Origin of the sequence: Sorangium sp. So ce448 (genome assembly GCF_051520915.1) — a bacterium.
GTDB lineage: Bacteria > Myxococcota_A > Polyangia > Polyangiales > Polyangiaceae > Sorangium > Sorangium cellulosum_B.
The window spans coordinates 8,045,799-8,072,689 of sequence record NZ_CP150343.1 but is presented as its reverse complement, the minus strand read 5'-3'; the positions used below and the strand labels follow the sequence as shown (position 1 = coordinate 8,072,689).

21 protein-coding genes and 1 pseudogene are annotated in these 26,891 nt (G+C 71.4%); 12 read left to right on the top strand and 10 right to left on the bottom strand.

Features of this window, described 5'->3' with window-relative positions:
• Window positions 1–127 precede the first annotated feature (127 nt).
• Together WMF45_RS30440 and WMF45_RS30435 are read left to right on the top strand one after the other, a co-directional pair.
• Entirely contained in the window at window positions 128–1,633 is a 1,506-nt protein-coding gene (locus WMF45_RS30440) for a hypothetical protein (RefSeq protein WP_437708465.1), read from the top strand.
• Between the two features lie 185 nt (window positions 1,634–1,818).
• Window positions 1,819–4,242, top strand: coding sequence for a substrate-binding domain-containing protein (locus WMF45_RS30435; protein WP_437708463.1), 2,424 nt, complete (start codon window positions 1,819–1,821; stop codon window positions 4,240–4,242).
• Between the two features lie 39 nt (window positions 4,243–4,281).
• Here the strand turns inward: WMF45_RS30435 and WMF45_RS30430 are convergent, their stop codons facing one another.
• Window positions 4,282–4,725 carry a DoxX family protein gene (locus tag WMF45_RS30430; protein ID WP_437708461.1) on the bottom strand — a complete coding sequence of 148 codons (444 nt, stop codon included), beginning with the start codon at window positions 4,723–4,725 and terminating at the stop codon, window positions 4,282–4,284.
• A 172-nt stretch (window positions 4,726–4,897) separates the two neighbouring features.
• Between WMF45_RS30430 and WMF45_RS30425 the strand changes: the two genes are divergently transcribed.
• Window positions 4,898–5,836 carry a LysR family transcriptional regulator gene (locus WMF45_RS30425; RefSeq protein ID WP_437708459.1) on the top strand — a complete coding sequence of 313 codons (939 nt, stop codon included), beginning with the start codon at window positions 4,898–4,900 and terminating at the stop codon, window positions 5,834–5,836.
• Between the two features lie 159 nt (window positions 5,837–5,995).
• Here WMF45_RS30425 and WMF45_RS30420 read toward each other — a convergent pair whose 3' ends face one another.
• Window positions 5,996–7,879: a vWA domain-containing protein gene (locus WMF45_RS30420; protein WP_437708458.1), complete on the bottom strand. Its 1,884-nt coding sequence runs from the start codon at window positions 7,877–7,879 to the stop codon at window positions 5,996–5,998.
• 298 nt (window positions 7,880–8,177) lie between these two features.
• On the opposite strand from WMF45_RS30420, the gene WMF45_RS30415 reads away from it, so the two are divergent.
• From WMF45_RS30415 to WMF45_RS30390, 6 genes and pseudogenes are all read left to right on the top strand, one after another.
• Window positions 8,178–9,314, top strand: coding sequence for a hypothetical protein (locus WMF45_RS30415; protein WP_437708456.1), 1,137 nt, complete (start codon window positions 8,178–8,180; stop codon window positions 9,312–9,314).
• Window positions 9,315–9,397: 83 nt separating this feature from the next.
• On the top strand, window positions 9,398–11,089 hold the full coding sequence (locus WMF45_RS30410) for a DUF1592 domain-containing protein (protein ID WP_437708454.1): 1,692 nt from the start codon (window positions 9,398–9,400) through the stop codon (window positions 11,087–11,089).
• A 170-nt stretch (window positions 11,090–11,259) separates the two neighbouring features.
• Window positions 11,260–12,972, top strand: coding sequence for a DUF1592 domain-containing protein (locus WMF45_RS30405; protein WP_437708452.1), 1,713 nt, complete (start codon window positions 11,260–11,262; stop codon window positions 12,970–12,972).
• 148 nt (window positions 12,973–13,120) lie between these two features.
• On the top strand, window positions 13,121–14,593 hold the full coding sequence (locus WMF45_RS30400; protein WP_437708450.1) for a protein adenylyltransferase SelO: 1,473 nt from the start codon (window positions 13,121–13,123) through the stop codon (window positions 14,591–14,593).
• A gap of 102 nt (window positions 14,594–14,695) precedes the next feature.
• Window positions 14,696–15,082 (top strand): annotated as a pseudogene (locus tag WMF45_RS30395) (YkgJ family cysteine cluster protein); the annotation flags it as partial.
• 9 nt (window positions 15,083–15,091) lie between these two features.
• Window positions 15,092–15,445, top strand: coding sequence for a hypothetical protein (locus tag WMF45_RS30390; RefSeq protein ID WP_437719684.1), 354 nt, complete (start codon window positions 15,092–15,094; stop codon window positions 15,443–15,445).
• A 113-nt stretch (window positions 15,446–15,558) separates the two neighbouring features.
• Here the strand turns inward: WMF45_RS30390 and WMF45_RS30385 are convergent, their stop codons facing one another.
• Window positions 15,559–16,800: a hypothetical protein gene (locus WMF45_RS30385; RefSeq protein WP_437708448.1), complete on the bottom strand. Its 1,242-nt coding sequence runs from the start codon at window positions 16,798–16,800 to the stop codon at window positions 15,559–15,561.
• 427 nt (window positions 16,801–17,227) lie between these two features.
• Between WMF45_RS30385 and WMF45_RS30380 the strand changes: the two genes are divergently transcribed.
• Together WMF45_RS30380 and WMF45_RS30375 are read left to right on the top strand one after the other, a co-directional pair.
• A complete protein-coding gene (locus WMF45_RS30380) occupies window positions 17,228–18,073 on the top strand; it encodes a helix-turn-helix domain-containing protein (protein ID WP_437708446.1) in 846 nt (281 codons plus the stop codon).
• A gap of 209 nt (window positions 18,074–18,282) precedes the next feature.
• Window positions 18,283–18,636 carry a DUF1428 domain-containing protein gene (locus WMF45_RS30375; protein WP_437708444.1) on the top strand — a complete coding sequence of 118 codons (354 nt, stop codon included), beginning with the start codon at window positions 18,283–18,285 and terminating at the stop codon, window positions 18,634–18,636.
• A gap of 64 nt (window positions 18,637–18,700) precedes the next feature.
• On the opposite strand, the gene WMF45_RS30370 is transcribed toward WMF45_RS30375, so the two are convergent.
• From WMF45_RS30370 to WMF45_RS30340, 7 genes are all read right to left on the bottom strand, one after another.
• On the bottom strand, window positions 18,701–19,219 hold the full coding sequence (locus WMF45_RS30370; protein WP_437708442.1) for a hypothetical protein: 519 nt from the start codon (window positions 19,217–19,219) through the stop codon (window positions 18,701–18,703).
• Window positions 19,216–19,749: a hypothetical protein gene (locus WMF45_RS30365; protein ID WP_437708440.1), complete on the bottom strand. Its 534-nt coding sequence runs from the start codon at window positions 19,747–19,749 to the stop codon at window positions 19,216–19,218. Before WMF45_RS30365 ends, WMF45_RS30370 begins: the two co-directional genes overlap by 4 nt.
• Window positions 19,746–20,117 (bottom strand): hypothetical protein, encoded by a 372-nt coding sequence (locus WMF45_RS30360; RefSeq protein ID WP_437708438.1) that lies wholly within the window; start codon window positions 20,115–20,117, stop codon window positions 19,746–19,748. The genes WMF45_RS30365 and WMF45_RS30360 overlap by 4 nt, the downstream gene beginning before the upstream one ends.
• Before the next feature lie 321 nt (window positions 20,118–20,438).
• Complete coding sequence (locus WMF45_RS30355; RefSeq protein ID WP_437708436.1) at window positions 20,439–20,786, bottom strand: hypothetical protein; 348 nt, start codon at window positions 20,784–20,786, stop codon at window positions 20,439–20,441.
• A gap of 33 nt (window positions 20,787–20,819) precedes the next feature.
• Window positions 20,820–23,405 carry a helicase HerA-like domain-containing protein gene (locus WMF45_RS30350; protein WP_437708434.1) on the bottom strand — a complete coding sequence of 862 codons (2,586 nt, stop codon included), beginning with the start codon at window positions 23,403–23,405 and terminating at the stop codon, window positions 20,820–20,822.
• Window positions 23,402–25,597 (bottom strand): hypothetical protein, encoded by a 2,196-nt coding sequence (locus WMF45_RS30345; RefSeq protein WP_437708432.1) that lies wholly within the window; start codon window positions 25,595–25,597, stop codon window positions 23,402–23,404. Before WMF45_RS30345 ends, WMF45_RS30350 begins: the two co-directional genes overlap by 4 nt.
• Window positions 25,594–26,484, bottom strand: a complete 891-nt coding sequence (locus WMF45_RS30340) for a hypothetical protein (protein ID WP_437708430.1) — start codon at window positions 26,482–26,484, stop codon at window positions 25,594–25,596. The genes WMF45_RS30345 and WMF45_RS30340 overlap by 4 nt, the downstream gene beginning before the upstream one ends.
• A 22-nt stretch (window positions 26,485–26,506) precedes the next feature.
• On the opposite strand from WMF45_RS30340, the gene WMF45_RS30335 reads away from it, so the two are divergent.
• A complete protein-coding gene (locus tag WMF45_RS30335; RefSeq protein WP_437708429.1) occupies window positions 26,507–26,818 on the top strand; it encodes a hypothetical protein in 312 nt (103 codons plus the stop codon).
• The last annotated feature ends 73 nt before the right edge of the window (window positions 26,819–26,891 follow it).

Genomic DNA, 26,891 nt, shown 5'->3' with positions numbered 1-26,891 from the left:
GTCCTGGCCTGCGAGATCTCCGCACAGCGCGCTGAGCGCCAGGGCGCCTTCCTCACGCGCCGCGCGGAGATTCTGCCCCATGAGAGGCCGGCTCGCGCGGTAGCGTGACGAGATGTCGAGACGAACCATGCGAGTCATCTGGTCTTTGGTGCTTATCACCTTGCCCCCGGGCTGCGCTGGCGAGTCGGGCGGTGAGGTGTCGAGCAGTGGTGGAGGCGCGTCGAGCGCGAGCGGGGGAGGGGCGTCGAGCGGTAGCGGCGGCGGAGCGTCGAGCGGGAGCGGGGGAGGGGCGTCGAGCGGTAGCGGAGGCGGGGCATCGAGCGCGAGCGGCGGCGGGGCGTCGAGCGCGAGCGGCGGCGGGGCGGGCGGTGATCCGGGCCCCGGCGCGTGCGGCGTGACCCGCGACCGCATTCGCATCACCCAGGTCGACGTCGGGGGCCGCGTGATCAACAACGAGGATGAGGCCGCGCTGAAGCCGCTCGTCATCTCGCCGATACCGTCCGGCGGGTCGCGGCTGGCATGGATGAGCGACGACGGACAGGTCCACGTCCTCCAGCTCGACGCCGATGACAAGGCCGTGGGGCGCTCGTTCGGCTTGCCGGCGAACGACTTCGCCGACCTCCACGCCGACGACGACGGCGGCGTGCTGCTGCTCACCCGCGATGCCGAGGGGGGCGGGACGCTGAATTGCGGCACGCCCTCGAACCTGTGCGGAACGCCGCCGTCCCCGCCCATCGCCTGTCACGACATGTACATGGTCCGCTTCGACGGAGAGCGCGCGACCTGGGCGACGAAGCTCACGAGCTCGAGCGCCGCGCTGCCGCCCTACTCGACAGGCCCCACCGGGCCCGATGTGACCATGATCTGGTGGTACGCGCACCACGGCCGCATCGCCTTCGACGGCTCGCGTTATGCGGGCTATTTCGGCGCCGCGATCAGCGTCTCGCAAGGCGGGTGCATCAACATCCACCAGGGCGATCGCATGAAGGTCGTCGACGCGAACGGCGCGCTGCAGAGGGACGGCTTCGACTGGGGCTGCAGCCACAGCGGTTACGAGCGCATCGTCTGGGACGACAGCGCCCGGAAGTTCGTGACTGTGTGCAAGACCGACAACAACAACCGCATCGCGTTCGCGCCGGATTACAAGACCATCTATCCTGTCGATCTCGCCTACTCGAACCTTGGGAACCTCGTCACGGCGGCCGGCGGCGGCTACTGGCTCACGGCGAGCAATATCCGCTCGGGCCAGCCGGCGGGCGCGAACGGGCTCGCGGAGGTCCGGCTGCTCCACTTCACCGACGGCGCCGCGGACAAGGACCTCACGATCGCCAGCGACGCGGGCATGAACCACCGCGCTCCGCACCTGGCCGCCTATGGCCGCTCCCGCATGCTCGCAGCCTGGGAGACAACGACGAGGGCCGGCGAGCTCGCCCGCAACGACGCGGCGCGCGCGCTGTACGTACAGACACGCGATCGCGCCACCGGCGAGGCCGAGGGCGAGCCGCTCGAGGTCGACGTGCTCGGCAATCGTTACCAGGACTTCGTCGCGTTTCCCGACGGGAGCGTGGCCTTCGCCGCGCCCGGCAGCTCGAACACCACGATCCAGGTGCTGCGCATCCTGCCCTGCGAGTAGCGCGCGCCGCGCTGTCGACTCGTCCCCTCCCCGGCGAGCTCGGCCGTTGACGGCCTTCGATGGCGGTCGCGAGCCGGCCCACACACATGGGGAGATGGGCAAATCGACCTTGACAGAACTGTGGTTCATCGCGCCTTCTGGGCCCGCGCGTCGCGCGTCGTGACGGCGGATCGAGCGGGACCCGTATGCGCCACGGAGTGGATCTCTTCGCGACATTGCAGCAGATCGTGCGACAGACCATGGCGATCGCGCCGCGCGCGCCGCGCGGCGGCCTGCTCCTCTGCGAAGGGCGCCGCCTCGTTTACAGGGCGCTCGAAGGGTTCGACGCGCTGGCTCCGCAGGGGGTGAAGCTCCCGACCGACGCGGGCCTCGCCACCGAGAGCGGCCCGCGCGCGGCGCCCGAGGCGGCGAGCGGGATGTGTGTTGTCAGTGCACATGACTGGTATGAAGCGCACCTCCCTCTCGCGATCGCGGCAGAGGGCGCGGTGCCCGCCGGCGCGGGGGTGCTTGTCGCGCCCGTCGTCGTCCGGGGAGCGCCGGCAGGCTACCTCGCGCTGGAGCAGGCGACCCTCGAGGCTCCGCAGGGCGAGCGCCGCGAGATGCTCGAGGTGCTCCTGGACGCCGCCGGGGCCGCGCTGGAGCGGCACAGGCTCTATGACGAGAAGGCGAGGTTGGCGCAGGAGATTCGCCTGCTCGAGCAGGTCCTGAACGCGGTGGGCACCACGGTGGAGCCGGACCACCTGCTGGACACGCTCGCCCACGGCATCAAGAGCGTGCAGATCGACCAGCAATGGGGCTCGGTGGAGCTGTGGCTCGTCGAGGACGCCGGCGGCGGACAGGGCGCCGTGGCCGCTTCGGGAGAGCTGGACGCCCGCGTGTTCCGGGCCGGGCGGTCGGCCCCCATGACGTACTTCCACACCCTGCGCGACGGCGCGGTCGACGCCGCGCGGGGCCTCGGTATCTCCGTGGATTTCCGCCTCGGGCCCCCCGCCGGCCCGGGGGGCCAGCGCGAGATCCTCGAGGACGGCATCCGGCGGGGTGTGGACGGCATCATCATCGCTCCGGGCGCCCCCGAGGAGGCGGAGGAGGGGTTCCGGCGCGCGGCGGAGGCGGGGATCCCGGTGATCGTCGTCGACACGCCGCCGGTGCCGGGCAGCCGGGCCCCTCTTTATATCGGCACGGACAACGTGGCGGCGGGCAGGCTGGCGGGCGAGATGATGCGGCGGCTGCTGCCGAGCGGCGGGGTCGTGGCGTCGCAGCGGCCCACGAAGGACGCGATCAACACGCGCGAGCGCATCGAGGGGTCCTGCGCGGCGATGGAAGGGGCCAAGTTCACCGTGCTGCCCCCCCACGAGGACAGCGACCACGACCTGGAGCTCGGGACGGAGCTCGCGCGGGCGGCCCTCCAGCGGCGGCCGGACATCGCCGGCGCCTTCGGGGTGGCGGCCGGCGGCGGGCCGGCATGGGGCCACGCAGCGAGGGAGATCGGCAGGGGCGGAGAGCTCAAGATCGTCGCGTTCGATCTCTTCTCCGCGACGGTCGCGCTGCTCCGCCGGGGCGCGATCCACGCGACGATCGTGCAGCGCGAGTACGACATGGGGTATATCGCCGCCGAGATCGTCCACCGGATGATCACCCGGGGCGTCGAGCCGACGCTCGCGGAGCTGCCGGCCTCGCGCATCATTCATACCGGCGTCGATTGCGTCACCCTCGAGCACACGCCGTGGTCAACGACGCTCAGCGATCACCTCGCGCTCGACGCGGCCCACCGCGTGGCGAGCCGGCGCGTCGAGGGCAACGCCGCCGGCCGGCCGATCGAGGTGCTGTTGATCGGCGTGGCGGCGCGCAGGGAGCCCGTCGTCGAGGAGCGCGTGTCCTTCTCGCCGCGCTCCCTGGTCGGCCGGGTGCTCGACGCCGGCCGCCCGCTCGTGATCGATCCGGCCGGGCACGACGGGCGCGAGGACGCCTCGCCCCTCCGCGGGCACGCCGGCGCGCGGACGCTCGTCGGGGTGCCGCTGCGGGCGCGGGGCAGCGTGGTCGGCGTCCTCGTCCTGAGCAGCGAGCGTGAGGACGCCTGCGGGAGCGACGAGGTGCCGTTCCTCGAGCGCGTGGCCGGCACCGCGGCCGTGGCCATCGAGAACGCCCGGCTGTTCAGCCGGATCTCCGAGCGGACCATCGAGCTGGAGCGGTCCAACGAGCTCCAGGAGTCGATGCTCCGGACGATCCATGAGCTGTCGAGCCCCGTTGTGCCGATCGCCGATGGAATCCTGGTCATGCCCGTGGTGGGCACGATGGATGCCCAGCGCTCGAGCCATTTCATCGCGTCGCTGCTGAAGGAGATCCACGAGCACGACGCGCAGGTGGTGTTGATCGACGTGACGGGGATGGCGGTGGTCGACGCCACGGCGGCGAACCAGCTCGTCCGGGCGGCGCAGGCTGCGGCGCTGCTCGGCGCGGAGGCGGTGCTCGTCGGCGTGACCGCCGGGGCGGCGCAGATGATGGTCGCCCAGGGCCTGGACGTCGGCGCGATGGTCACGCACGTCGACCTGGCGCGCGGCTTCCGGTACGCCCTGGCGAAGACCGGCGGCCGGATCCTGTATCGGCGCTGACGGCGACGGCCGCCGATCGGGCCGGCGCGAACGGGCGGCTCAGGCCGCGCTCTCGACAGGCCGGAGCTTGCTCTGCTCCGCGCCGGCGCTCGCGTCGACGCGCGCGGCGAGCATCGGGCGGAACGCGGCCCGGTACGCGAAGGCGAGGTAGAGCTGGAGGGCGAGGACGAGCGCTGTGACCGGGTTCGCCGGCGCGAGGAACGTGTGGAAGGCGACGATGTTCACGACGACGGGCGCGAGGAGCGCGAGCGCGAGGGGCACGTAGCGGTTCGAGAGCAACAGCGCGCCTGCGACGACCTCGGTCCCCTTGATGAGCGGGAACATGTACCCCGTCGCCGCGAGCGCGCCCGCGAAGCTGGCCGCGGCCTCCGGGGCCGGGGGCTGCGGCAGGAACTGCAGGAAGCCGTTGAGCCCGAACACGAAGAACACGAGCCCTTGCAGGATGCGGGCGGCGGTGGGGGCGAAACGCTTGACGTTGTTCATGGTGAGCCTCGCTGAGGTGTGCCGGGCTCTCCCGATCGGAGCGCCCACGCCTTTCCTGATGCGCCCTCTCGGCGCCCGGTGCTATCGTGCAACGGCTCAACTCAACGTTGCGCTGGCGCAACCTGGCGAGAGCCCCCCGACCGGCGCCGTTTCCCCCTCGTGAGGTCCTACCATGCCCAGCCCCCGCGCGGCAGCGCGAGCGCGCCCTGCCCGGGCGCCCCAGCTCGATGAGATCGCCGCGTTCGCCCGGGTGGCGGAGCTGGGCTCGTTCACCGCGGCGGCGGAGCAGCTCGGGGTCCCGAAGTCGACGGTGAGCCGCGCGGTGACGCGGCTCGAGGACGGCCTCCAGGTGCGTCTCCTCCAGCGGTCGCCGCGCGCCGTGGCGCTGACCGAGGCGGGCCGTCGCTTCTTCGGCGACGTGGCGCCCCACATCGCCGGTCTCCGCGACGCGGCGCAGGCGCTGGACGCCTATCAAGGGCAGCCCCAGGGCACGATACGGCTGAGCGCTCCCCCGGATGGCGGGGAGTCTTTCCTCGGGGAGATGCTCGTCGAGTTCGGGGCGCGTTACCCGCTGCTGTCGCTCGAGGTGGACATGTCCACGCGCCGGGTGGACCTCTTGCGCGAGGGCTTCGACGTGGCGCTCCGGGCGACGCCCGAGCTCCCTGACTCCTCGCTCGTCGTGCGCAAGCTGCTCGACTCCTACGTGCAGCTCTTCGCTGCGCCGGCGTACCTCGCGCGCCGCGGCCTGCCCCGCGCGTTCGACGAGCTCGTCGACCACGAGCGGGTGGTGTTCCTCCCCAATGCCCGGCGCGGACAGCAGCCCGTCGACGGCCCCCGCGCGGTGCGCGACGCGATGGCGACCGGGCGCATCGCGACCGACGATTTCCAGCTCATCCGCTCGCTGCTCCGGGCGGGGGGCGGTATCGGGCCGCTCCCGCGCGTCCTCGCCGCGCCCGAGCTGGCGGCCGGCCGCCTCGTCCACGTGCTGCCGGAGTGGTCGCAGCGCGCGGGGACGCTGTACCTCGTCTATCCCAGCGCGCGGCACGTGCCGCGGAACGTGGCGGTGTTCCGCGACTTCGTCCTCGCCTGGGTGAAGCGCCTCGCCTGCTAGAGCGGCGGTCGCCCGCTTCGGATACGGGCCCATCTCGGCGTTTTCGGTGCTCAGCGCACAGGAGTGCGCTTGCGCGCCGAAAACGCCGATCTGGACCCGTCTCCTGTGCGGGTGACCGCCGCTCTGCGACGCTCGTACTGGGCTCGGCTGAAAACCGCTCTATGGCTGGTTGTCGATCATCTTTTGAAGGGTCGCCGCGATCTCGAGGAGATCGGCGTCCGCGCCGGTCGTGTTCGCGGCGAGGACGGTCTCCCGGGCGGCCGAGAGCGCGCTCGCGCGCTCGAAGGGGCCGAGCTCGGCGAGCTGCTTCAGGGCCTCGGCATACGCGATGATCGCCGCCGCCTTCGTGAGGTTGCCGTCGTCGATCCCGAGCCCTCCGAGCGTGGTTTGCTGCACGGCCTCCCTGGCCTCGCCGGTCGTCGCGTCGCGCCAGGTGACGCGGACCCGATACGGGTCGCTCGCGCTCGGCAGCGACGGGTCGCACGGGCGGAGGATCTGATACAGCATCATCGAGTCGCTCGGGGCGAGGTGCTGCGTGCGCACCTTGGCCGGATCAGGCGAGTACTCCTCTCCATAGAACTTCTGGATGCCGAAGTACGGCGGGAGCGTCAGCTCGATCCTCACGTCGCGCGCGGCGACGAGGACCGTCTCGGCGAACCGGTCGACGAAGACGCGCCGCGCCTCGTCGGCGCTGTCGAGATAGACATACGCGCCGCGGCCGGCGTCGGTGACAACGTCCATGAGCGTGTCGTTCACGCCGTCGCCGACCCCGACGCCGACGAGGTAGATGCCCTCTCCGTCCGCGTCCTCGGCGTTCGCTCCGATGATCTGCTCCTCGGTCACCCCGGCGTTGGCCTGTCCATCGCTGATCAGCACGACGCGGTTGATGCCGCCCACGGCCCTGTGCGCGTTGGCGAGCGCGTACCCCGCGGCGAGGCCGCTGTTCAGGTCGGTGCCTCCGTCGGCCTCGATCGCGCTCGCGACCGCGAGCAGGACGGGGTCGTCGGGGCCCGAGACGACGTGGCCCTCGAGCACGGGGCTCTGCCCCGTATTCCACGTGACCGCGTTCACGACGTCGCCCTCGATGAGCGTCGACGCGATGGCCCGGACAGCCGCCCGCTCGAGCTCGATCGGCTCTCCCGACATCGATCCCGACGTGTCGAGCACGAGCGTGATCGTCATGGGCTCGCGCGCGGCAGGCGCCCGGCTCGACTGCACAGCGATCTGGAGCGCCAGATCGCCCGTGAGCACGCAGGAGCCGAGCTGCGATACGATCGAGAGCTCCCCCGGCTCGGCCGGGGCGAACGAGTACCGGTAGTAATTCAGGAACTCGTGCGTGCGGATGACATAGGGGTCGACCAGCGGCGCGCCGCGCTCGATCTGGCGGCGGACGATGACAGGAGATGCCATCGAGTTGGAGTCGTCGGACGAGAGGTACAGCGTGAGCGGCGTCGAGAGGTTGACCCCCGCGCACGAGCCGCCGCTGGCCTGCGGCGCGAGCCGGGGCCCGGCGTCCCGCGAGCTGCCGGCCCCGCCGGCCGTCGTTGTGCTGCCGCCGCCGCCGGCCGTCGTTGTGCTGCCGCCGCCGGCCGAGCCGCTGCCGCCGCCGGCCGAGCCGCTGCCGCCGCCGGCCGAGCCGCTGCTTCCGCCCTCGTCGCCGCATCCGCCGGCGCCGTCGCCGCCACCGCCGCCGGCCCCGCCTTCGGCGCACCCGCCCCCGGAGCCGCCGCCGCTGTCCCCGGAACCCCCGCTGCCCCCTTCGCCCACGGGCGGCTCACCTGGCGACCCGGTGTTGGGGTCCGTGGAACCGCCGCTCGAGCTCGAGCCCACGCCCGCGCTCGCGCCCGTGCCGGTGCCCGCGCCCGCCACCGGGTCGCGGCCCGAGCCGTCCCCCTCGCGGGTCGCGCCGCCGCCGCAGATCGCCGCCGGCGCCTCGCCCAGCTGGAGCGGCTCGTGCGGAGGCGCGTCGCTCGACGAGGAGCAGGCGATCGACAACGAGGCGGGGATGATGAGAGCAAGCGCTGTACGCTGAAACTGTGCCATGAACACCTCCACGGGCCGTCCGCTCTCGCACGAGCGATGCCAGGGAAATCATCAATCATTCCGTCGATAGATGCCTCGTTTGCGCCACGGTGTTCGGCTCATGTTGGCCTGAATCGATTCGAGGTGTGCCAATGTACGATGGGACGTGTCCGCGACGCGCCGGCGATGGGGATGCACCGAGCGCCCTCGCGGCCCCGAGCCACGCGGAGGGGCGAAATGGCCCGGGATCGAGCCCGAGATGCGCACGGCGATGCCGCAATGCCGCCGCGGACGATGGCTCGGTGTACCCTCCCGCGCCGTGCGTGCGTTCGAGAGTGCCGTGCTCCACCCGCGCTGGCTCGCAGCTGTCGTCGTGCTCGCCGGCGCCCTGACCGGGGGTGACGCCTGGGCGGAGATCCAGCGCCTGCGTATCGCGTACGAGGCGCACGACGGCTGTCCCGACGCCGCGGCGTTCCTGCGCGAGGTGACCGCGCGCACGGACCTCGCCCGCGCCGCCGCGGCGGACGAAGCGGCGCTCGACGTGCGCGTGCGCATCACCTCGAGCGCGGGCAGGAGCCGCGGCCGGATCACGCTCGGCAGAGGCGAGGACGCGCGCGTCCGCGAGGTCGACGGCGCGACGTGCGGCGAGGTCGTCGCGGCCCTGGCGCTCATCACGGCCCTCCGGGTCGACCCCACAGCGTCTCTCGATCCGCAACCGCCGGCCGTCGATCCCGTCGCGGCCCCGCCGCCCGCCGCGGATCCCGCCGCAGCGCCGGGCGCGGGGACCTCGCCGCAGCTGTCCGCGCCGCCGCCCGCCGCCTCGCCGGCCCCACCGGCGACGGCCGCGCGCCCCGCGACCGCGCCCATCCCCCCGCCGTCGCCGGTCGCGGGGGCCTCGCACCACCCTCCGCGGCCGCGACGGCCCGTGGAGCGCCCGTGGACGCTCGGCGTCCAGGGGAGCGCGGCGTCCGGGGTCGCCCCCGAGGCGCTGCTCGGCGGCGGGCCCTTCGTCGAGCTGCGCGCCGATCTGGGCCTCGGCGCGGCGTTCCGCGTGGCCGCCGAGGTGGCCGCCACCGGCGCTGTCGACGCCGGCCCGGGCGGCGCTCGCTTCGTGCGCGGGATCGGCCGGGTCGACGCCTGCGCGGACCTCTTCCGCCCGGCACGCCGGCTCTCGCTCGGGCCCTGCGTGGGCGCGGAGGGCGGCTTCCTTCACGGCACCGGGCTGGTCGGCAAGGCGATCTCCGACGTGGACGAGGGCACCGTCCCCTGGGCCAGCCTCGGGCTCCTCGCGCGCGTGACCGCCTCGCTCGGGGCCCTCGTGCGGATCGACGCGCAAGGTGGACCGGAATTTCCGCTGGTGCGGCGATCGTTCATGTTCGAGCACCCCGCGCAGCTCATCCACGAGGTGCCCGCGGTCACGTGGACGCTCCGCGTCGGCGCCGGCCTCTCGCTCTGATCACCGGCCGCAGGGAGCGACGCGCGACGAAATTGTGATCCCGCGGGAGAGCCTCGGAGATTGCTACGGCGGGAGGCTTTGTCATGAGACCTTTGAAAGCCGTAACTTCACTCGGCTTCTTCTCGGTGCTCTCGCTCCTCGTCGCTGGTTGCGAGATCACGATCGTGGGTGACGACACCGGCGGTGGAGACGGCGGCGGCGGCGTTGGCCAGGGAACCACGGTCAGCGTCGGGGAGGGCCCAGGCAGCGGCGGGGGCGATCCCTGTTTCCCCGGCGTGCCGGTGACGTCCCAGATCCCGCGCCTGCTCAACCGGGAGTACGACGCGGCGGTGCGGGATCTGCTCGGCGTGACGGCGCTGGCGAGCGCCGGCAACGGCCCGCCGTCGACGCTGCTCGCCCCCGACTTCGAGGGGGACATGACGGGTGTCGCATGGAACGCCTACCTCGCCGTCGCCGAGCAGATCGCCGCCGAGGTGATCGCCGGGCCGAACAGGTCCAGGTTCGTCAGCTGCGATCCGGCGGCGTCCGGGTGCTTCGAAGAGACGATCATCGACTTCGGTCGCAGGGCCTTCCGCCGTCCTCTGCTCGAAGAAGAGGTGCAGAGCTTCCTGCGGCTCACCGCGGTGGAGCCCCAGGGCACGCCCGACGAGATCGCCGAGGCCATCCTCTTCACCTTCCTCGCCTCTCCCTCGTTCATCCTGCGCCCCGAGCTGGCGGAGGAGCCGGAGGGAAGCGCCCTCAAGCTCTCCAGCTACGAAGTGGCGGCGAGGCTCTCGTTCCTGCTCTGGGACTCCGTTCCGGATGACATCCTGAACGCCGCGGCCGACGCTGGCCAGCTCGCCACAAGGGAGCAGATCCTGGCGCAGGCGCAGCGGATGATCCGGATCCGCGAGAAGACGGCGCCGGTCGTGGTCGCCTTCCACCGTGATTACGCGGACATTCGCCAGGGCTCGCACTGGGGAGTCCATGATCACGACACGACCGCGTACCCCGACTATTCCCCGGACGCTGTCGCTCCGATGATGTCAGAGATGGACGCCCTCTTCGAGGAGGTGGCGTTCGAAGGGGGGTCGTTCGACGACCTCTTCCTGAGCAACGTCGCCTTCGTCAACGAGGACACCGCGGCGCTCTATGGGCTCGATCCAGCGAATTTCGGCGCGGAGCTGACGCGGGTGGAGCTCGACCCGACCGAGCGGCCGGGGTTCTTGACCCGTGTCGGATTCTTGAGCTCCTACTCGTCCTACGCCGTCACGAGCCCGATCCTCCGGGGCGCGTTCATCTCGAGGCTGATCGGGATCAACGTGCCGCCGCCGCCTGCCGAGGAGCCGTCGCTCGTTCCGGGCGAAACCACAACGCAGCGCCGGCGCGTCGAGGCGCTGACCTCCCCGGCGGTGTGCGCCGGGTGCCACGTCCCTTACATCAATCCGCCGGGCTTCGTGCTCGAGAGGTACAACGCCGTCGGCCAGGTGCAGACCACCGATCCGCTCGGCGGCCCCATCGATGGAACCGCCGACGTCCACTTCGGCATGGATATCACCGAGACGATCGAGACACCGCTCGAGCTGATGAACGAGATCGCCGTCGCCCGGGCGGCCAAGCACCACTATGCCGAGCGGTGGGTCACCTTCGCCACCGGGCGGCCGCCGAACCCGAACGACGTCTGCGACGTCGATGAGCTCGACGCCAGGCTGTCTGCCGACGGTTACTCAATCCTCGACCTGCTCGCCGATCTCACCCAGACAGATTCGTTCCGTCTGCGCGTCCGCGGAAACTGAGGAGGGAATACGCCAGGAACCAGGAAGAAGCGCCTGACCCGGCGCTCCCTCGAAACGCGCCCGAGCAGACCCCACGCTGGCCGCATCGGCGGGGGCGCCGGGTCGACGTGCGCGACGAAACTGTGATCGCGGGGAAGCCCCCCGGGAATTCTACGCCGGGAGGCTTTGACATGAGGCTCTGGCGCGCCGTAACCTCGCTCTGCTGCTTCGCGGCGCTCTCTCTCGTCGCCTCTGGGTGCGGGATCACGATCCTGGGCAAGGGCACCGACCGCGACGATCAGAGCGGCGGCGGGAGCGGCACCGCGGCCGGCGTCGGGGGGGAATCCGGCGTCGGAGGGGGATCCGGCGTCGGAGGGGGGGACTCCTGCTTGCCCAGCATCCCGGTGACGTCCCAGATCCCGCGCCTGCTCAACCGGCAGTACGACGCGGTGGTGAGGGATCTGCTCGGCGTGACGACGCTGGAGAGCGCCGGCAATCTCCCGCCGTCTGCGCTCCTCGTCCCCGACTTCGAGGGGGACATGACAGATCCCGCATGGAGCGGTTATCTCGCGGCCGCCGAGCACATCGCCGCCGAGGTGATGGGCGGGCCGAACAAGCCCAGGTTCCTCGCCTGCGATCCGGCGGCGTCCAGGTGCCTGGAAGAGACGATTGTCGCCTTTGGTCGCAAGGCGTTCCGCCGTCCTCTGCTCGAAGAAGAGGTGCAGAGCTTCCTGCGGCTCACCGCCGTGGAGCCCCAGGGCACGCCCGAAGAGATCGCCGAGGCCATCCTCCTCACCTTCCTCGCTTCGCCCTCGTTCATCATGCGCCCTGAGCTGGCGCAGGAGCCCGAAGGAAGCGCGCTCAAGCTCTCCAGCCACGAGGTGGCGACGAGGCTCTCTGTCCTGCTGTGGGATTCCATTCCAGATGACATCCTGGACGCCGCGGCCGACGCTGGCCAGCTCGCCACCAGGGAGCAGATCCTGGCGCAGGCGCAGCGGATGATCCAGGACCGCGAAAAGACGGCGCCGGTCGTGGTCCGGTTCCATCGTGCTTATGCGGACATTCGCCCGGGGTCGCGCTGGGGAGCGGTCGACCACGACACGACCCGCTTCCCCGACTACTCCCCGGACGTGGTGGCTCCGATGATGGCAGAGATGGACGCCCTCTTCGAGGAGGTGGCGTTCGAGGGGGGGTCGTTCAAGGACCTCTTCCTGAGCAACGTCGGTTACGTCAATCAGGACACCGCTCCGCTCTATGGGCTCGATGCGGCGGACTACGGCGCGGATCTGACGCGGGTGGAGCTCGATCCGAACGAGCGGCCGGGGCTCTTGACCCGCGTCGGGTTCTTGAGCTCCTACGCGCGTCATGACGCCACGAACCCGATCCTTCGGGGCGCGTTCGTCGCCACCAGGCTGCTCGGGATCGACCTGGCACCCGTGCCCGGCGCGAGCGAGACGCCGCTGCCTCCGGGCCCGTTCTCCACGGAGCGTGAGGCCGCCGAGGCGCTGACCTCCACCGCGGAGTGCGCCGGATGCCACGGCACGTACATCAACCCGCCGGGCTTCGTGCTCGAGAGGTACGACGCCGTCGGCAAGGTGCAGACCACCGATCCGCGCGGCGGCGCCATCGACGGGACCGCCGACGTTACGTTTGGCGACGACGATGTCAAGACGATCTCGTCACCCATTGACCTGATGAACGAGCTCGCCGCTGATCCGGCCGCCATGCGCCATTATGCCGAGCGGTGGGTCGCCTTTGCCACGGGACGGGAGCCAGAGGGGAGCGACAGGTGTGACGTCGACGGGCTCAGCGTCAACCTGCTCGTCGACGGCTATACCCTCGTCGATCTGCTCGCCGATCTCACCCAGACCGACTCTTTCCGCCTGCGCGTCGCCGGGAACTGAGGAGGGAATGCGATAGGACGAGGCGTCTGTTCGCTCGCCTTGGCGCGAACAGCCGATCGTCGTTCGCTCCCGCGGCGCCGTGGCGCGGCCCGGCGGCGGGCTCTTCCGGCGGCTTGAGCGGCGGCACCTCCGCGCGTAAGGTTCGCCGATGAAGCTCCCGTTCGACAACACCTACGCCCGCCTTCCCGACCGCTTCCACGCGCGCGTCTCCCCCGCCCGGGTCCGCGCGCCGCGCGTCGTGAAGGTGAACCGCGCGCTCGCGGAGGTGCTCGGGCTCGACGCGGAGCAGCTCGCCTCGCCGGAGGGGGCGGAGGTGCTCGCGGGCAACACGCTGGCCGAGGGCGCGGAGCCGATCGCGCTCGCGTACGCGGGGCACCAGTTCGGCAGCTTCGTCAGCCAGCTCGGGGACGGGCGGGCCATCCTGCTCGGCGAGGTCGTGGGCAGGGACGGCAAGCGGCGCGATCTCCAGCTCAAGGGCGCGGGGCGGACGCCGTTCTCGCGGGGCGGAGACGGGCGAGCGGCGCTCGGGCCGGTGCTGCGCGAGTACGTCGTGAGCGAGGCCATGGCGGCGCTCGGCGTGCCGACGACGCGCGCGCTCGCCGCGGTGACGACGGGCGAGCCGGTCTATCGCGAGGAGGTGCTCCCCGGCGCGGTGCTCACGCGCGTGGCCGCGAGCCACATCCGCGTGGGCACGTTCCAGTTCTTCGCCGTGCGGGACGACCGCGAGGCGCTGGCCACGCTCGCTTCGTATGCGCTCGCCCGGCATTACCCCGAGGCGGTGGGCAGCGGCAACGACGCGCTGGCGCTGCTCGAGCGCGTCGTCGAGGCGCAGGCGTCCCTTGTCGCGCGCTGGCTCGGCGTCGGCTTCGTGCACGGCGTGATGAACACCGACAACACGTCGATCTCCGGGGAGACCATCGATTACGGGCCGTGCGCGTTCCTCGACGAGTATGATCCCGCGAAGAAGTTCAGCTCGATCGATCGGGGCGGCCGGTACGCCTTCGGGAACCAGCCGCGCATCGCGCAGTGGAACATGGCGCGGCTCGCCGAGGCGCTCCTGCCGCTCCTGGCCGAGGGCGAGGAGGAGGCCATCCGCCTGGCGACCGAGCGCGTGGAGCGCTTCTCCGCGCTCTTCGTCGCGGCCCACGCGCGCGTCCTGCGGGCCAAGCTGGGCTTCGCGCGCGAGGAGGAGACAGATCTCGCGCTCGCCGCGGATCTGCTGGAGCGGCTCGCGTCGAACGGCGTCGATTACACGGTCTTCTTTCGCCGGCTCTGCGCTTCAGCGGCCGATTCATCGGCCGACGCGCAGGTGGCCTCCCTGTTCGCCGAGCCCGGCGCCTTCCGCGACTGGGCCGAGTCGTGGCGCCGGCGGCTCGCCCGGGAGGAGGTCACGGCCGAGGCTCGCGCCAGCGCGATGCGGCTCGTCAACCCGGCGTTCATCCCGCGCAATCACCGGATCGAGGCGCTCATCCAGGCGGCCATTCTGCGTGACGACTTCGAGCCGTTCGAGACGCTGGTGCGGGTGCTCGAGCGACCGTACGACGATCAGCCGGAGAACGCTCAGTTGGGCGAGCCCCCGCAGCTGGACGAGCGCGTGCAGTACACGTTCTGCGGGACGTGACGGCGACCGCGGGTCACAAATCCTGCCAGGGATCTGCCTCGCGGGCGGACAGGGAGAGAGAGTTTAACGCAAAGGCGCAAAGACGCAAAGACGCAAAAATGCATGATAGTTGTTCTTTCTTTTGCGCCTTTGCGTCTTTGCGTCTTTGCGCCTTTGCGTCTTTGCGTTGAAATCTCTCCAGATCTCGTGCCGGACTTCTGGCGGTCGGTACTACCCTCCAAGAGTGCAGCATCGCAGGGCGTCGATCGGGCGGGCTGCGATCACTGCTGTCATCAATCGGTCGGGGTCACGCCGCCGGAGGCGCTCGCGATCGCCGATCACCTGAGGTCGACCCTGTCCGACGCGGAGCTCGCGCGCGTGGCTCAGCACGTGTCCGGGTGCCACGAGAGGACACGGAGCCTGCCGTCGACAGAGCGGTTTTCGCCGGACCACCCTTGCCCCTTCCTGAGGTCGGGGCGGTGCTCGATCTACGAGGTTCGACCGCTCTCCTGTCGAGGCATGAACTCGCTCGACGCGGGAGAGTGCGCGACCAGGCTGCGGGACCCGGAGGCGCGCGCCGCGTTCCTGGCGCGCGGCGTGGGGGGCCGCTCGTTCATGGAGCCCATTCGCGGCGTCCACGCCATCAGCGCCGGCCTGCAGCTCAGCCTCTCCGAGCTCTTTCGCCTCGATATGCGCCCCCTGGAGCTGACGGCGGCGATGCACCTGCTCCTGAACGGGCCGGACTCGCTCGCCGACGCGTGGATCCGCGGGGAGCGGCCGTTCGAGTCGGCGCGCAGCGCCGACAAAGCGACGGATCCCGGCCTGGGCGAGCTCATCGCAGCGGTGGGTCTCGCGCCCGGCCGGGAGTCGTGAACGCCCCGCCTCAGGCCTTGAGCTCGGTCAGCTCGCCCGGCTTGGTGATGCAGGCCTGAGCGTCCCTGCTGTCGAGCTTTCCAAACCGGCCCGCGTGGGAGAGGGCCTTCCGCTCAGAGGAGCTTCATGTACGCGACCATGTCCGCCTCTTCCTGGGCGGTCAGGGTCGTGCGCCCCCCGAGGGGGGTGGCCAGGATCGGGGCGGCCTCGAACACCAGCTTGTAGTGGTGAACGACGTCCTCCAGCGTAGGGGCCGAGTTGTCGTGGAAATAGGGAGCCGTCTCGTTGATGCCCCAGAGGGAGGTGGTCTTGCCGTCCCCCAGGCCGTCCAGGCTGCCGAGGACCAGGGCGTAGCCCGGATCGGCGGCGAGCATCGAGAGGACGCCGTTCTCGAGCCTCGGCTGATAGACGGCGATGATCGGGAAGTACGTGTCTGGATCGGAGCAGAGGAAGCTGCTCCCGTCCGACGGGCAGACCATATTGTAGCGACGCATCGGGTTCGGCGTCGGCCGCGTCTCGGTGGTGCCGAGGACCTCTCCCGAGAACCCGGTCAGCACGCCCGTGATCCTGAGGAACGGTCCGAGGACGAACTGGTCGCTGGCCGTGTTCAGCATGGGCCCGCTGTGGCACTGGCCGCAGACGCCGTTCGGGAGAAAGTGCTTGCGCCCGCGCTTCTCGGACCGCGTGTGGCCACGAGGCAGCTCGGGTTCAGGCCCGCCGTGCGCGTAACGGCGCAGCTCTCGCGAGCTGAACAGCGTGCGCTCGTAGTCGGCGATCTTCTCGAGCTGCCGCCGCGTGGGCGTGACCGTCGGCTCGAAGTGCGAAAGGATCGCGTTCGCGGCCTGCGTCTCGAGGTCGGGCTCACGGGTATCGAACGTGATGAGCGGATCGAGCGCAGGCGAGTTCTTGACCGAGGGGACGCCTCGGAAGACGGTCACGCTCGTGGCCGCGGGGTCGTCGTCGAGCCAGATGTTCGGCGGCAGCGGGAACTCGAAGCGGATCGTGGCCTCGTTGAGGAGCCGCGTGTAGCTGTCGCCGACGCCGTCGTCGCTGTCGATCGGGCGGAAGAGAGGATCGTTCGGGTTGGCCGCGTACCGCGCCTGCACGTCCGCCGGGGAGATCGTGCCGGTCTCCTCGCTGTGGCAGGTCACGCAGCGGCGCCCGTTGCCGCCGAAGGTCGCTCTCTCGAAGAGCTGCTCGCCGCTCTGGCCCCGGTGCGCCTGGGCGGCGACCGCGACGAGCTCGTCGGAGCCCCACTCCTCCTCCCCCGCGCAACCCGCGGCCCCCAGCAGCGGGATAAGGAGGAAGAGACAGGCCATGAACACGCCTTGATGGGAATTGAACATGTGATTCATAAACCCTCCCTGATAATGAGCTTTACAGGGGAGCGTCGCCCGGAACGAACACGGTGTCGTGATCGCGCCGGTCGAGGGACGCGCGCCTAAACCGAGCGCGCAGCCATCATGTTGGATCTAGATCGAAGTGATTCGTGCGTCCGCGCGAGGTTGCGGCGCGCCGCGAAGAGGACCCCCGGGTGACCTCGCAAGTGTCCAGAGGAAACGAATCGGTCCCTGGCTGTCAAGGGAGCTCAGCCGTGCTCTCCGTGCTCGACCCGTTCGCCATGGTGTGCGTGTCCGTGGGGTTCAGGTCGCCCATGCGCGGTGAGTGCCGCCGCTGTGTGACACCGCGTCGCCTGCCGGACCGAGGGAGCCTCGAGGGCCTGGCCAGGCCGGTCGTCCAGGATCCTGCCCCATCACCGCGTGTTACCCTGCGGCGGTGGTCATGGAGTCGCAGCTTGCAATCGACGCCCTCGAGACCGGCGTGGTCCACGTCCATGCCTGCCGCGCGCCGGAGGTCCGCCCGATGCGGCGCCCCGCCGTGCACACCTATTCGGTCCTCGCCTTTCACCTCGGCGGCCGGATGCGGGTGGAGCACCGGGGAGAGCTGGAGCTGACGGCTGGCCAGGTCCACCTCATCCCGGCCGGCGATGCCCACCGGTGGCTCACGGCGAGCAAGGTGGATCTGCGCGGCGTGGCCTTCTGTCGCTCGTGCCTCCCTCAGGATCGTTTTCAGGAGCTGCTCGCCCCGCTCGATCGCGTCCGGCGCGGGGCTTTCCCGGTCGTCGAGCTGCCGACCAGCAGGCAGCCCCACGTGCTCGGCCTGCTCGAGGAGCTCGAGCGCGAGCTGTCGCGGTCCTCGGGCATGCTGCCCGTCGTGGCCGAGAGCCTGCTCGGGCTCCTGCTCGCCGAGATCGCGCGCGCCGCCCCGCGCGAGGCGGCTCCCCCCGAGGCCCCCTCGATCGTCGCCGAGGCGCTCGCCGTGATCGAGGCGCGCTGTCTGGGACCGCTGACCCTCGGTGAGGTGGCCCGCGCGGTGCACCGATCTCCCGCCTATGTCACGACCGCGGTGAAGCGGTCGACGGGCCGCTCCGTGGTGGCGTGGATCCTCGAAGGCCGCCTCGCCGAGGCACGGCGCCGCCTGCGCGACACGGATGAGCTCGTCGAGATCATCGCCGAGCGGGTCGGTTATGCCGACGCCAGCCAGTTCAGCCGCCTCTTCCGCCGCCGCCACGGCGTGGCCCCGGCCGCGTGGCGCGCCCGCGCGCGCGCGCTGCCTCGCCCTGGGTGATCGCCCGGCAGGCCTGCCGCGCCGAGCTCGCTTTGCGGCCCGCCCGAGCGCCGTGAGCCATCGCGCGCGGCCGCCAGGCGGCCTTGCTGCGAAGTTGCCTTCGTCGATCGGGTGGGGCATCACCCCGACCCCCGAGCTGGTCGGCGCGCCGCCGCGCGGGTCGCGGCGGCGGTCTGTTTGGCACGGGGCCGAACGAGAGGAGAACAACGATGAGCTACGTCGACGGTTTCGTTGTGCCCGTGCCCGCGGGCAAGAAGCAGGCTTATCGCGATCTGGCCGAGAAGGCCGCGGCGGTGTTCAAGGAGCACGGGGCGATCCGCGTCGTCGAGTGCTGGGGCGACGACGTGCCCGACGGCAAGATCACCGACTTCAAGGGCGCGGTGAAGGCGGAGGAAGGCGAGGTCGTCGTCTTCTCGTGGATCGTCTGGCCCTCGAAGGAGGTGCGGGACGAGGGCAACAAGAAGGTGATGGAGGACCCGCGCATGCAGATGAACAACGAGGACTCGCCCTTCGACGCAAAGCGGATGATCTACGGCGGGTTCGACGTCCTCGTCGACGTCTGATCGGCAGGCTGCGGTCCGCGAGCCCGGCCCCTCCAGGACCGGCTCGGTCAGGCGGCGGAGATCATCAGAACGCCGGTGCCAGCTGGAGAGCGACGAGGCTGGCGATGGCGAACGCGGCGACGAGCTTCTCGACGCGATCGAAATGAATCGTTTGCCGCGCGGGACCGAGGAAGATCCGGCGCCCGCGGGCGACTGCCACGCCGACTCCGCCGACCACCGCGGCGACGAGGGCCCACGGGATCAAGAGAGATCTCGTGGGCAGCAGGAAGAGCTCAGCCCCCTCGAGCAGCGCCTTCATTCCGATCGTCAAGAACAGGGCCGTCGCCACGCCCTGCGCATCGGCCTGGGGCGAGCTCCTGAGGAGCGCCCGGCTCAGCGCCTCGATGAGGACCAGGGACAGCAGGTTGATGGAAGGGACGCGCAACGCGAGCAGCGGAGAACGCGGCGCCGACGACCAGCGCGTGACGGGGAGCAGCTCAGGGAGTCGATCGTAGAGGAGAGCGACCAGGGTCACCACACCGAGCGCGGACGCCCAGGAGAACAGCCGCGTCACGAGGGGCATGGTGCGGATCCTGGTGCTCATGCTCCTGGAGCCGTTTGAGCTCGAATGACCGCATGCCATCGTTCGCTCCCGTGGACGAGGCTCACGGCAAAGTGCTCCTCGTCCAGCTCCACGAGGATGGGGTCGGACTCGTCCCAGCTCGCACCGGCGAGGACCGCGGCCACGCACCCGGCAGCGAGCTCCTTGCGGCCTGCATCCTTGAGCGCAGAGACCCTGGCGCGAACCCAGCCGGTACGAGCATCGAGCAGCAGAGCGACAGTCGCGGACGGGAATGCGCGCTCGAGGTGGGGGAGCGCTCGAGGGGCGGCTGACGGATCACCTCCAGGGGTGGCGATCAGGATGAAGAACTCCGAGGTACGGGGGTCGCCCTGGAGCGCGGCGCTGTAGCGAAAGAACTGAGGGCTGGGCTCGACGCCAGGGACCGGCAGCATGACGAAGCGGCCCGCCGTGACCTCACCCGCTCCCGGATGTCCGGGCGGAACGAGGAACCCGTCCTCGATCGGCTTCACCTCAGCCGACACGGCGTGCTCGCGCGCCGCGCGCGCCATCATCCGGGGCCCCTCAGCGCATCGACGAGCGCCTCGACCAGCGCGCGCACCGGGAGCGAGGACGACCGCTCGCCGAGCAGCTCGAGCACGTCCTCGTCGTCCTCGCCGCACGAGAGCTGTATGGCCGCGACAACGGCCCCGTCGCGCTCGACCGCCAGGTCGAAGATCCCCTCCTCGTCGCTCACCGGCGCGCCGAGCAGCGCCGACAGCCGGCGGCCCAGGAGCTCGGCCAGCGGCTCGTCACCGTCGAGGCCCGCCTCGTCGGGCTCGATGGTGGCCTGGACCGCGCGCGTCGGCGCCCCGCTCACCTCGGCGCCCTCGCGATCGAGCCGGAAACGAAAGCCACGTGCCTCGAAGAACCCCGTTGTCATGGGCTCGATCAAGGCACGCCGCGGGCGCGCCGGCAAGCGGGTCGGGTATCGAGCGATAGCGAACGGCCTTACGCCCGACGTCCACGCGCATACGCGCGTGGCGACTCGCCCATCGTCCTCTTGAACGCGACGATCGGCGGGTCTGACACACCGCAGCTCGACGAAGGAGCAGCCGAGAGAATAACGAACATGCTTCGCCACGACGGCGGATCAGGTCCGCAGAGGGCCACGAACAGCATCAGAGGAAACCGCCTGCTTCTTTCGAGCGCGCTCTTCATGGAAGCTCCTCGTGTCGCGGGCTCTCTGGGGATATCGCGATCCCTACTCGTCCGGCTGATGCTCGAGGCCGAGCTTGGCCGCGAGCCGGTAGAAGTGCTCGGCCTCCTCTCGGTTGCCAAGCAGCTCATGGGAGCGGCCGAGGCTCACATACAGCGAAGGGTAGAAGCTCTGGACACGTTCATCGTCGACCTTCGTTGCGCGAACGAGCGCCTCTCGATTCCACGACATCGCCTCCTCCGGCGTGTCCTGAAACCGTGCGACGTAGTGCGCCGCCACGCAGGCGTCGTAGTCGTCTTTGCAGACAGCCCACGCCTGACGATAGAGCTCCCGGGCATCCTCTTTCCTGCCTTCGAACTCCGCCCGGGTGCCCTCCGCGCAGAGTCGAATCACGGGGTTATCCAGGTCCATGCACCACCGCCGTGCCTACCTCGATCCCGGGGAGCGCCTTGCTGGTGAGGAGGCGTCGACCCCGCCCGCGCCCGGCGCGTCACCCGCCTGGGCACGGAGCCCCGCCTCGGTGACGGCCCGCTCCACGCGGTCGGGCGACCATGCGCCGGCGTGGCGCGTGAAGAGCGTTCGCCCCTTGAACGCGCGGCCCGCGAGCTCCGCGGGCATGTCGGGCCAGCGCGCGACGAAGCTCCCCTTCGGCGCCCCCTTGCGCGCGGCGACCCACGGAGGGGCCCCGCCCTCGATCGTGAACCAGTCGATCACGCGCTCCACGTCCTGGGCCGCCTCGAGCCGCCCGATGAGCTTCGTGCTCGTGTTGCCGAACACGTTGTAATCCACCGATCGAGGGCTCTGGGTGCACAGCAAGCAGCCGACGCCGTACTTCCGGCCCTGGGTGAAGAGCCGGATGAGCGGCTGCTTGGCGGGCGGCTTGCTGCCGCCGGCCGGGATCCAGTCGCGCGCCTCGTCGATGTAGAAGAGCAGGTTCACGCCGCCGGAGGTCGCGTCCACCGTCGTGATCATCCAGCGGTACAGCTCCGTCGCGAGGGCCGCGAGGAAGAAGTGCTTCTCGTCGTCGTTGCTGAGCGCGTTCAGGTAAACGATGTTGAGCGGCACACGCCCCGGCTTCGAGGGCCGGAGCAGCTCGGTGAAGTCGAGGCGCGTCCCCCCCGAGAAGAGCCGCGCGGACGGGCCCTGCACGAACGTGTTGAGCTTTCGCGCGAGCCGCTCGCGCTCGGACTTGCGGATCAGGCTGTCTGCGTCGTCGATGCCCAGGTCCTCGGGCGCGGTGACGGCGGCCACGATGTCCCTCAGCCGGACCGGCGCCGCGCGCGGCAGGTGCCGCAGCACCTGGTAGAGGAACGTGCGCTGCGACTCCTCCTCGCCGCCGCACGCGCACAGGCTGACGAGGTTGGCCGCCACCGCCACGAGCAAGCCCTCCTCCTCCTCGGCGCGGAGCGCGGGGTTCGCGATGTGCGAGAGCTCGCCCGCGCTCGGGAGCCGCAGGGGGTCGAGGCAGAGCCGCAGGCCGTGCGAGGACCCGGGCGTGAGGATGCGCGGCTCCATGCGCTCCCGGAACTCCTCCCACGCGCGGTGCAGCTCTGCCGGCACGTCGGACGGCGGGCGCGCTTCCATCATCTGGACGAGATCGCCCTGGGGGTCGATCGCGACGACCGGGACACCGGCGCGCAGCGCCTCCTCCGCGATGACCTTGGCCATCCAGGTCTTGCCGCTCCCGGCCGCGCCGACGACCGAGACGTGCGTCCGGAGCACCGCGGGGTCCACGCAGACGGGCGAGCCGCCGTCGTCGAAGCCGAGGAGCATGCCGGTGACGCTCGCGGTGCGGGCCTCCGGCGGCCTCGCTCCCGCGTCGAGCGCCACGGGGGGCGGGCGCTCACCGCCCGGCGGCGCCTCCGCCGGCCTGGCACCGCCCGGCGGCGCCTCCGCGGGCGCCTTTCGCCCGCGGCCCCGCGCCGGCGCCGGCGCCGGCTTCGGGCGCTCGACGGCCGGCTTCACGACCGCCAGCGCCTCGTCGAGCTCGGGATCGTCCTCCACCATCGGCTCGTCCGCGGCCGGCTCATCCGCCGGCGCGCTGGCCGCCGCGCGCTCGCTCTCCTCCGGCGCTCCGCCGCCGCGCGTGGCCTCGAGCGCCGTCCAGCGCCTGTCCCATGCGCCCACGTCCTTGTGGCCGAGCTGCGCGACGCACGCCCCGGAGCGCTCGTGCTTGCAGCCGCCGCAGTACGCGCGGTCGCCCGGCGGCGGGAGCCCGCCCGCGCCCGCCGCGTGGTCGGACCAGGCCACCATGCTGGCGATGAGCTCGTAAACCTTGCCGCGCTTCGCCTCGATCTCCTCCCAGCGCGCCTCGCGGACGCTGCGCGTGGGGTGCAGGTAGAACACCGCCACGTCCGGCCGGGTGCCGTGCTGGTGGTGGTGCATCAGCGCGTACGTGAAGATCTGGAAGAGATCGCTGTTCGGGGAGGTCGCGGGCGTGAGCTTGTAGTCCACGATGCGGTGCTTCCCGAGCCGCGGATCGAAGTACACGTAGTCGATCGCCCCGGTCACGTGGACATGGACGTCCTCCCCCACGTGGAACGTCACGTCGACCCGCTTGCGCGAGTCCCCGAAGAGCTGCGCCCGGAGCTCCGCCGCGGGCAGGCCCGCCGCCCTCGCGTGCGCCGCGAGCCGCGCGAGCTCCTCCATGTAGAGCTGGACGGCCGAGATGAAGCCCAGCCGCAGCGGCACCGGGCGCGCCGCGAGCGCGTCGAGGTTCAGGCAGGAGGCGTTGAACCAGCGCATCAGCGCCTGCTGGAGGCCCGGGGCGTCGCCGGCGGCCTCGAGCGCCGCCAGCACCTCGTCCGAGCTCGCCGCGGCGGCGTTGAAGCGCTCCACCGCGGTGTGGAACAGCGCGCCGCAGCCGGGCGCCTCTCCGCCCTTCCGCCAGATGCGGCTCACGACCGTCCGCCCGTCCTGCCGCTCGGCCGTGGCGCGCGCGTCGAACCAGTGGAGCCTCGGGCACGTCGCCGCGACGCGGAGCTGGGTCACGTTGACGTGCACGAGCCTCATTTCTTGCCCCGCAGCTGGACGAAGAGGTCGTCGTCGGTCGCTGTCGCGTGGACGTGGCCCTCGTCATGGAGCGCCTGCGCCGTCTTCTTGATGTGCGACCACACCTCCGGGAAGCGCTTCTCGTGCAGCTTCTTGCGGCTCGCGAAGATCTGCGCGAGCTCCTTCGCCATCAGGCCGAGGCGCCACGACAGCTCGGCCATGATGTGCTCCCGCGTCTGCTGCGGATCCCACGCCGGGGGCGGCGTCGAGTCCCCGCCGCCCTTCACGATCTCCTCGGTGAGCAGCTCGCGCAGCAGCGGGTGCGCGAGCAGGAGGCTCTGGCGCTCGAAGGACGCCAGCACCTCGGCCTCGGTCACCTTGCGGTACTGCCCGCGCGGGTGCTCGATCTCGAGATCATGGCTCCTCGCGGCGCCGAGCAGCCCCACCAGCGAGTCGAGCTCCGCGTGCCCGGCGAAGTCGAGGTGGAGGTGGAGGAAGCGCTGGCGGCCCAGCTTGCAGAGCGCGTCGTACGCGGCCTTGCCGGCGCCGCCGAGCCGCAGCGGCCGGCGCTCCTCGTCGGTGACCAGGATGCGCTTGTCCGTGTGCTTCGTGTCCTCGACCATGCGCTGGAGCGGCAGCCGCGCGCCGTGCCCGCTCGGCGCGCAGAGGAACGTCACGCCGGTGGTCACGATGACGCCGTCCGCGCGCTTCTCCTTGGCCACGAGGTGGTGCGCCGGGGCGGTCTTGCCGCGCTTCTTCGCGGTCGCGTGCTCGACGCTCAGGAGCGTCGAGGCGCCCTTGCCGGCGCACCTGGCGAGCAGGTGGTGCGTCAGGCTCGCGAGGTTGTCCTCGTCGGGCGGCAGCGACGCCTGCTGCAGGCGGCGGCGGGTCGTGCCCTCGACGAGCTTCTTCTTCACCTCGGCGTCGATGGCATCCTCGAGCCTCCCGTCCGGCTCCTTCGTCCCGACCTCGGGGCCGGGCCACTCCTTGAGCCAGCGCTTGCCGCCGACGGCCGCGAGCCGGTCCTGCTGCGCCTCCCAGCGGTCGCGCGCCCAGAGGATCGCGTCCCGCGGCCGGAGCTCCTGCACGCCGTCGAGGCGCCGCTCGAGCCACGCGCTGCCGAGCGGGAAGAGCCGATCGCGCTTGCGCGCGGCGATGACCTCCTCGATCTCCTTCTCCTCGAAGCCGGAGAGCGCGGCGTCGAGCCGCCCCTCGAGGATGGCGCGGGCCTCCTCCGGCGAGACCATGTGCAGCTCGAGGATCCGCTCGGCGATGCGGTCCCACGCGGCCGCCGGGATCACCTCGCCGGTGCGCAGGGAGAGCATCGACTGCTTCACGCCCGAGACGATCACGACGAGGTGCTTCGCCCGGTCGAGCAGCGCGTGCGCGTACGACATCAGCGCGCGCACGGCCTCGGCGTCGAGGTTGTCGATCTGGTCGAGGCAGAGCACGAGCGGGAGCTCGGCGAGGGCGCACAGGTGCGCGAGGACGTGGAGGACGCGCTCCACCGCGGCGTCGTCCGCGAGGGCGAGGCCGTCGTCCCCGGCCGCCTGGTCGAGCAGGCGCGCCTCGTCGGGCCCGAGCGTCTCGCCGGAGAGCCAGAGCACCGCCGCCTGGGCGCGCTTCTCGGCGCTCGCGTCGCCGAGGCTCGCGTGCGACGTCCCGGTGAGGAACGCGTTGAGCACCGGGATGACGGCGTTCTGCGGGTCGATCTTGGCGCCGAGGCGGGCCAGCGCCTCCTTGCGCGCCTCGATCTCTTTGGGCCCCGTCATCATCTTGCGGCCCTTGAGCGCGCCTGTCCGGATGAGGGCGCGGTTGAGGACGGTGTAGAGGCGCGACTGCGTGTAGTCGCTGCCGCGGTGCCCCGCGAGGTCGCTGACGGTCGCGTTGAGCACGTACCGGAGCATCCGCTCGGGCGAGGCGAGGATGTTGTGCAGGTAGACGACCGTCGCCCTGTCTTCCCCGGCCCACTGGAACAGCCGCGCGAGCAGGTGGCTCTTGCCGACCCCGGGCGCGCCGATGAGCAGCGCGCCGATGCTGGTCGGCTCCTTCGCGGCGTCCTGCACGACGCGCACGAGCCTTGTGAAGGCGCTCTTGTGGATCGACTCGACCGTGGCCTCGCCGCCCCCGACGTCGGTGATGCGGTGGCTGCGGAACGGGTTGGTGCCCCGGACCGCCGCCAGGAAGCGCTCGAACGTCGGCTCCTCGCTCATGCGTCGTCCCTCCTCTGCGCCACGTAGACGAGCAGGTTCCCGGCCTCCATGATGCCGGCGTCGCGCTCCGCCTCGGCCATCTGGTGGTGGCGTCCGTCGGACGGGTCGAGCGAGTAGCGCCGCTGCCGCCGGAGCGCGCCGAGCTCCGTGTCGAAGGTGTCGCGCGGGATGTCCGGCAGCGCGGCGCGGAGCGCGTGGAGCGTGACGTAGTTGAGGCGGCCGGAGGCGCGGTCGAGCGAGGAGAAGGCGGCGTCGAAGCGATCGGCGAAGGAGATGGCCGGCGCGCCGGGGCCGCCGGGTGCCGAGGCGCCGGGGCCCCTGGAGGCCGCGTTGCCGGCGCCGTCGGAGGTCCCGTCGACGGCGCCGTCGGCGGCCGTGCGGCGGGCAGCGCCGTCGGTCGCGGCCGCGGCGGGCCGCGCCGACGCGCCGGCGGCCGGGAGGACGGCGTCTTCGAGGAAGAAGAACAGCGGTTTCTTCCCGGGCAAGGCGCCGATGGTGCGGGGGAGCGTGCGCTCGGCGACGCGCTGCTCGAGAGCCTTCGTGAACGCGCTGCTCAGGGCAGGAAGGAGGCCCTCGGAGAGCTTCGCCAGCTCGACCGCCGGAGCATCGGGCTTCCGCGCTGACTGGAGCAGCACCTCCAGGAGCCGATCGGACTGCGCGACCGCCTCCAGGTCCTCCGCGAACAGCACGAGCGTGGTATCGGGCGCTGGCTTCTTCCTGCCCACCGCCTCGCGGGAAAGCAGCGCGCGCGCCGTGGCCTCCTCCAGCGCCTTGAGCGTCTTCGTGGGCTTCTCACCCATCAGCTCCGCGAGCCGCTCGAGCGTGGGTGGGTACGATGCGCCGCCGAGCTGCTTCTGGGACTCGAGGACGCCGAGGAGCTTCGGCACCGGCGAGGGCGGCGGCTCCTTCGTGCGCCCGGCACCCTTCGGCTTCGAGGGAGCCTTCGGCTTCGAGGGAGCCTTCGGCTTCGCGGCAGCCTTCGGCTTCGCGGCAGCCTTCGGCTTCGCGGCAGCCTTCGGCTTCGCGGCAGCCTTCGGCGCGGCAGCCTTCTTCGACTCCTTGGCGCTGCTCTTCTTCGCGGCCGTGGTCTTCGTGGTCGTCGCCCGCCCGCGCGGGCTCGATGCGCTCTTCGAGTTCGTGGCCCACCTCCCGAGGAGCCGAGATTACCCCGGTATCCGGCCATGGGAAGGGGCTCCGTGCCGCCTTGCTCTCTCCGATTGACACCCAGCTCGATTCCGCGTGACGTAGATTCGGGGCCTCGTGCTGCAGAGGCGACGGAACTGGCGTGTCGGGT

Coding starts and splice junctions, on each gene's coding strand:
- WMF45_RS30390 (WP_437719684.1), top strand. CDS start 15,092: ATGAACTCGCTCGACGCGGGAGAGTGCGCGACCAGGCTGCGGGACCCG.
- WMF45_RS30345 (WP_437708432.1), bottom strand. CDS start 25,597: ATGAGCGAGGAGCCGACGTTCGAGCGCTTCCTGGCGGCGGTCCGGGGC.
- WMF45_RS30410 (WP_437708454.1), top strand. CDS start 9,398: ATGAGACCTTTGAAAGCCGTAACTTCACTCGGCTTCTTCTCGGTGCTC.
- WMF45_RS30375 (WP_437708444.1), top strand. CDS start 18,283: ATGAGCTACGTCGACGGTTTCGTTGTGCCCGTGCCCGCGGGCAAGAAG.
- WMF45_RS30405 (WP_437708452.1), top strand. CDS start 11,260: ATGAGGCTCTGGCGCGCCGTAACCTCGCTCTGCTGCTTCGCGGCGCTC.
- WMF45_RS30435 (WP_437708463.1), top strand. CDS start 1,819: ATGCGCCACGGAGTGGATCTCTTCGCGACATTGCAGCAGATCGTGCGA.
- WMF45_RS30385 (WP_437708448.1), bottom strand. CDS start 16,800: ATGAATCACATGTTCAATTCCCATCAAGGCGTGTTCATGGCCTGTCTC.
- WMF45_RS30420 (WP_437708458.1), bottom strand. CDS start 7,879: ATGGCACAGTTTCAGCGTACAGCGCTTGCTCTCATCATCCCCGCCTCG.
- WMF45_RS30400 (WP_437708450.1), top strand. CDS start 13,121: ATGAAGCTCCCGTTCGACAACACCTACGCCCGCCTTCCCGACCGCTTC.
- WMF45_RS30365 (WP_437708440.1), bottom strand. CDS start 19,749: ATGATGGCGCGCGCGGCGCGCGAGCACGCCGTGTCGGCTGAGGTGAAG.
- WMF45_RS30350 (WP_437708434.1), bottom strand. CDS start 23,405: ATGAGGCTCGTGCACGTCAACGTGACCCAGCTCCGCGTCGCGGCGACG.
- WMF45_RS30440 (WP_437708465.1), top strand. CDS start 128: ATGCGAGTCATCTGGTCTTTGGTGCTTATCACCTTGCCCCCGGGCTGC.
- WMF45_RS30370 (WP_437708442.1), bottom strand. CDS start 19,219: ATGAGCACCAGGATCCGCACCATGCCCCTCGTGACGCGGCTGTTCTCC.
- WMF45_RS30425 (WP_437708459.1), top strand. CDS start 4,898: ATGCCCAGCCCCCGCGCGGCAGCGCGAGCGCGCCCTGCCCGGGCGCCC.
- WMF45_RS30360 (WP_437708438.1), bottom strand. CDS start 20,117: ATGACAACGGGGTTCTTCGAGGCACGTGGCTTTCGTTTCCGGCTCGAT.
- WMF45_RS30430 (WP_437708461.1), bottom strand. CDS start 4,725: ATGAACAACGTCAAGCGTTTCGCCCCCACCGCCGCCCGCATCCTGCAA.
- WMF45_RS30380 (WP_437708446.1), top strand. CDS start 17,228: ATGGAGTCGCAGCTTGCAATCGACGCCCTCGAGACCGGCGTGGTCCAC.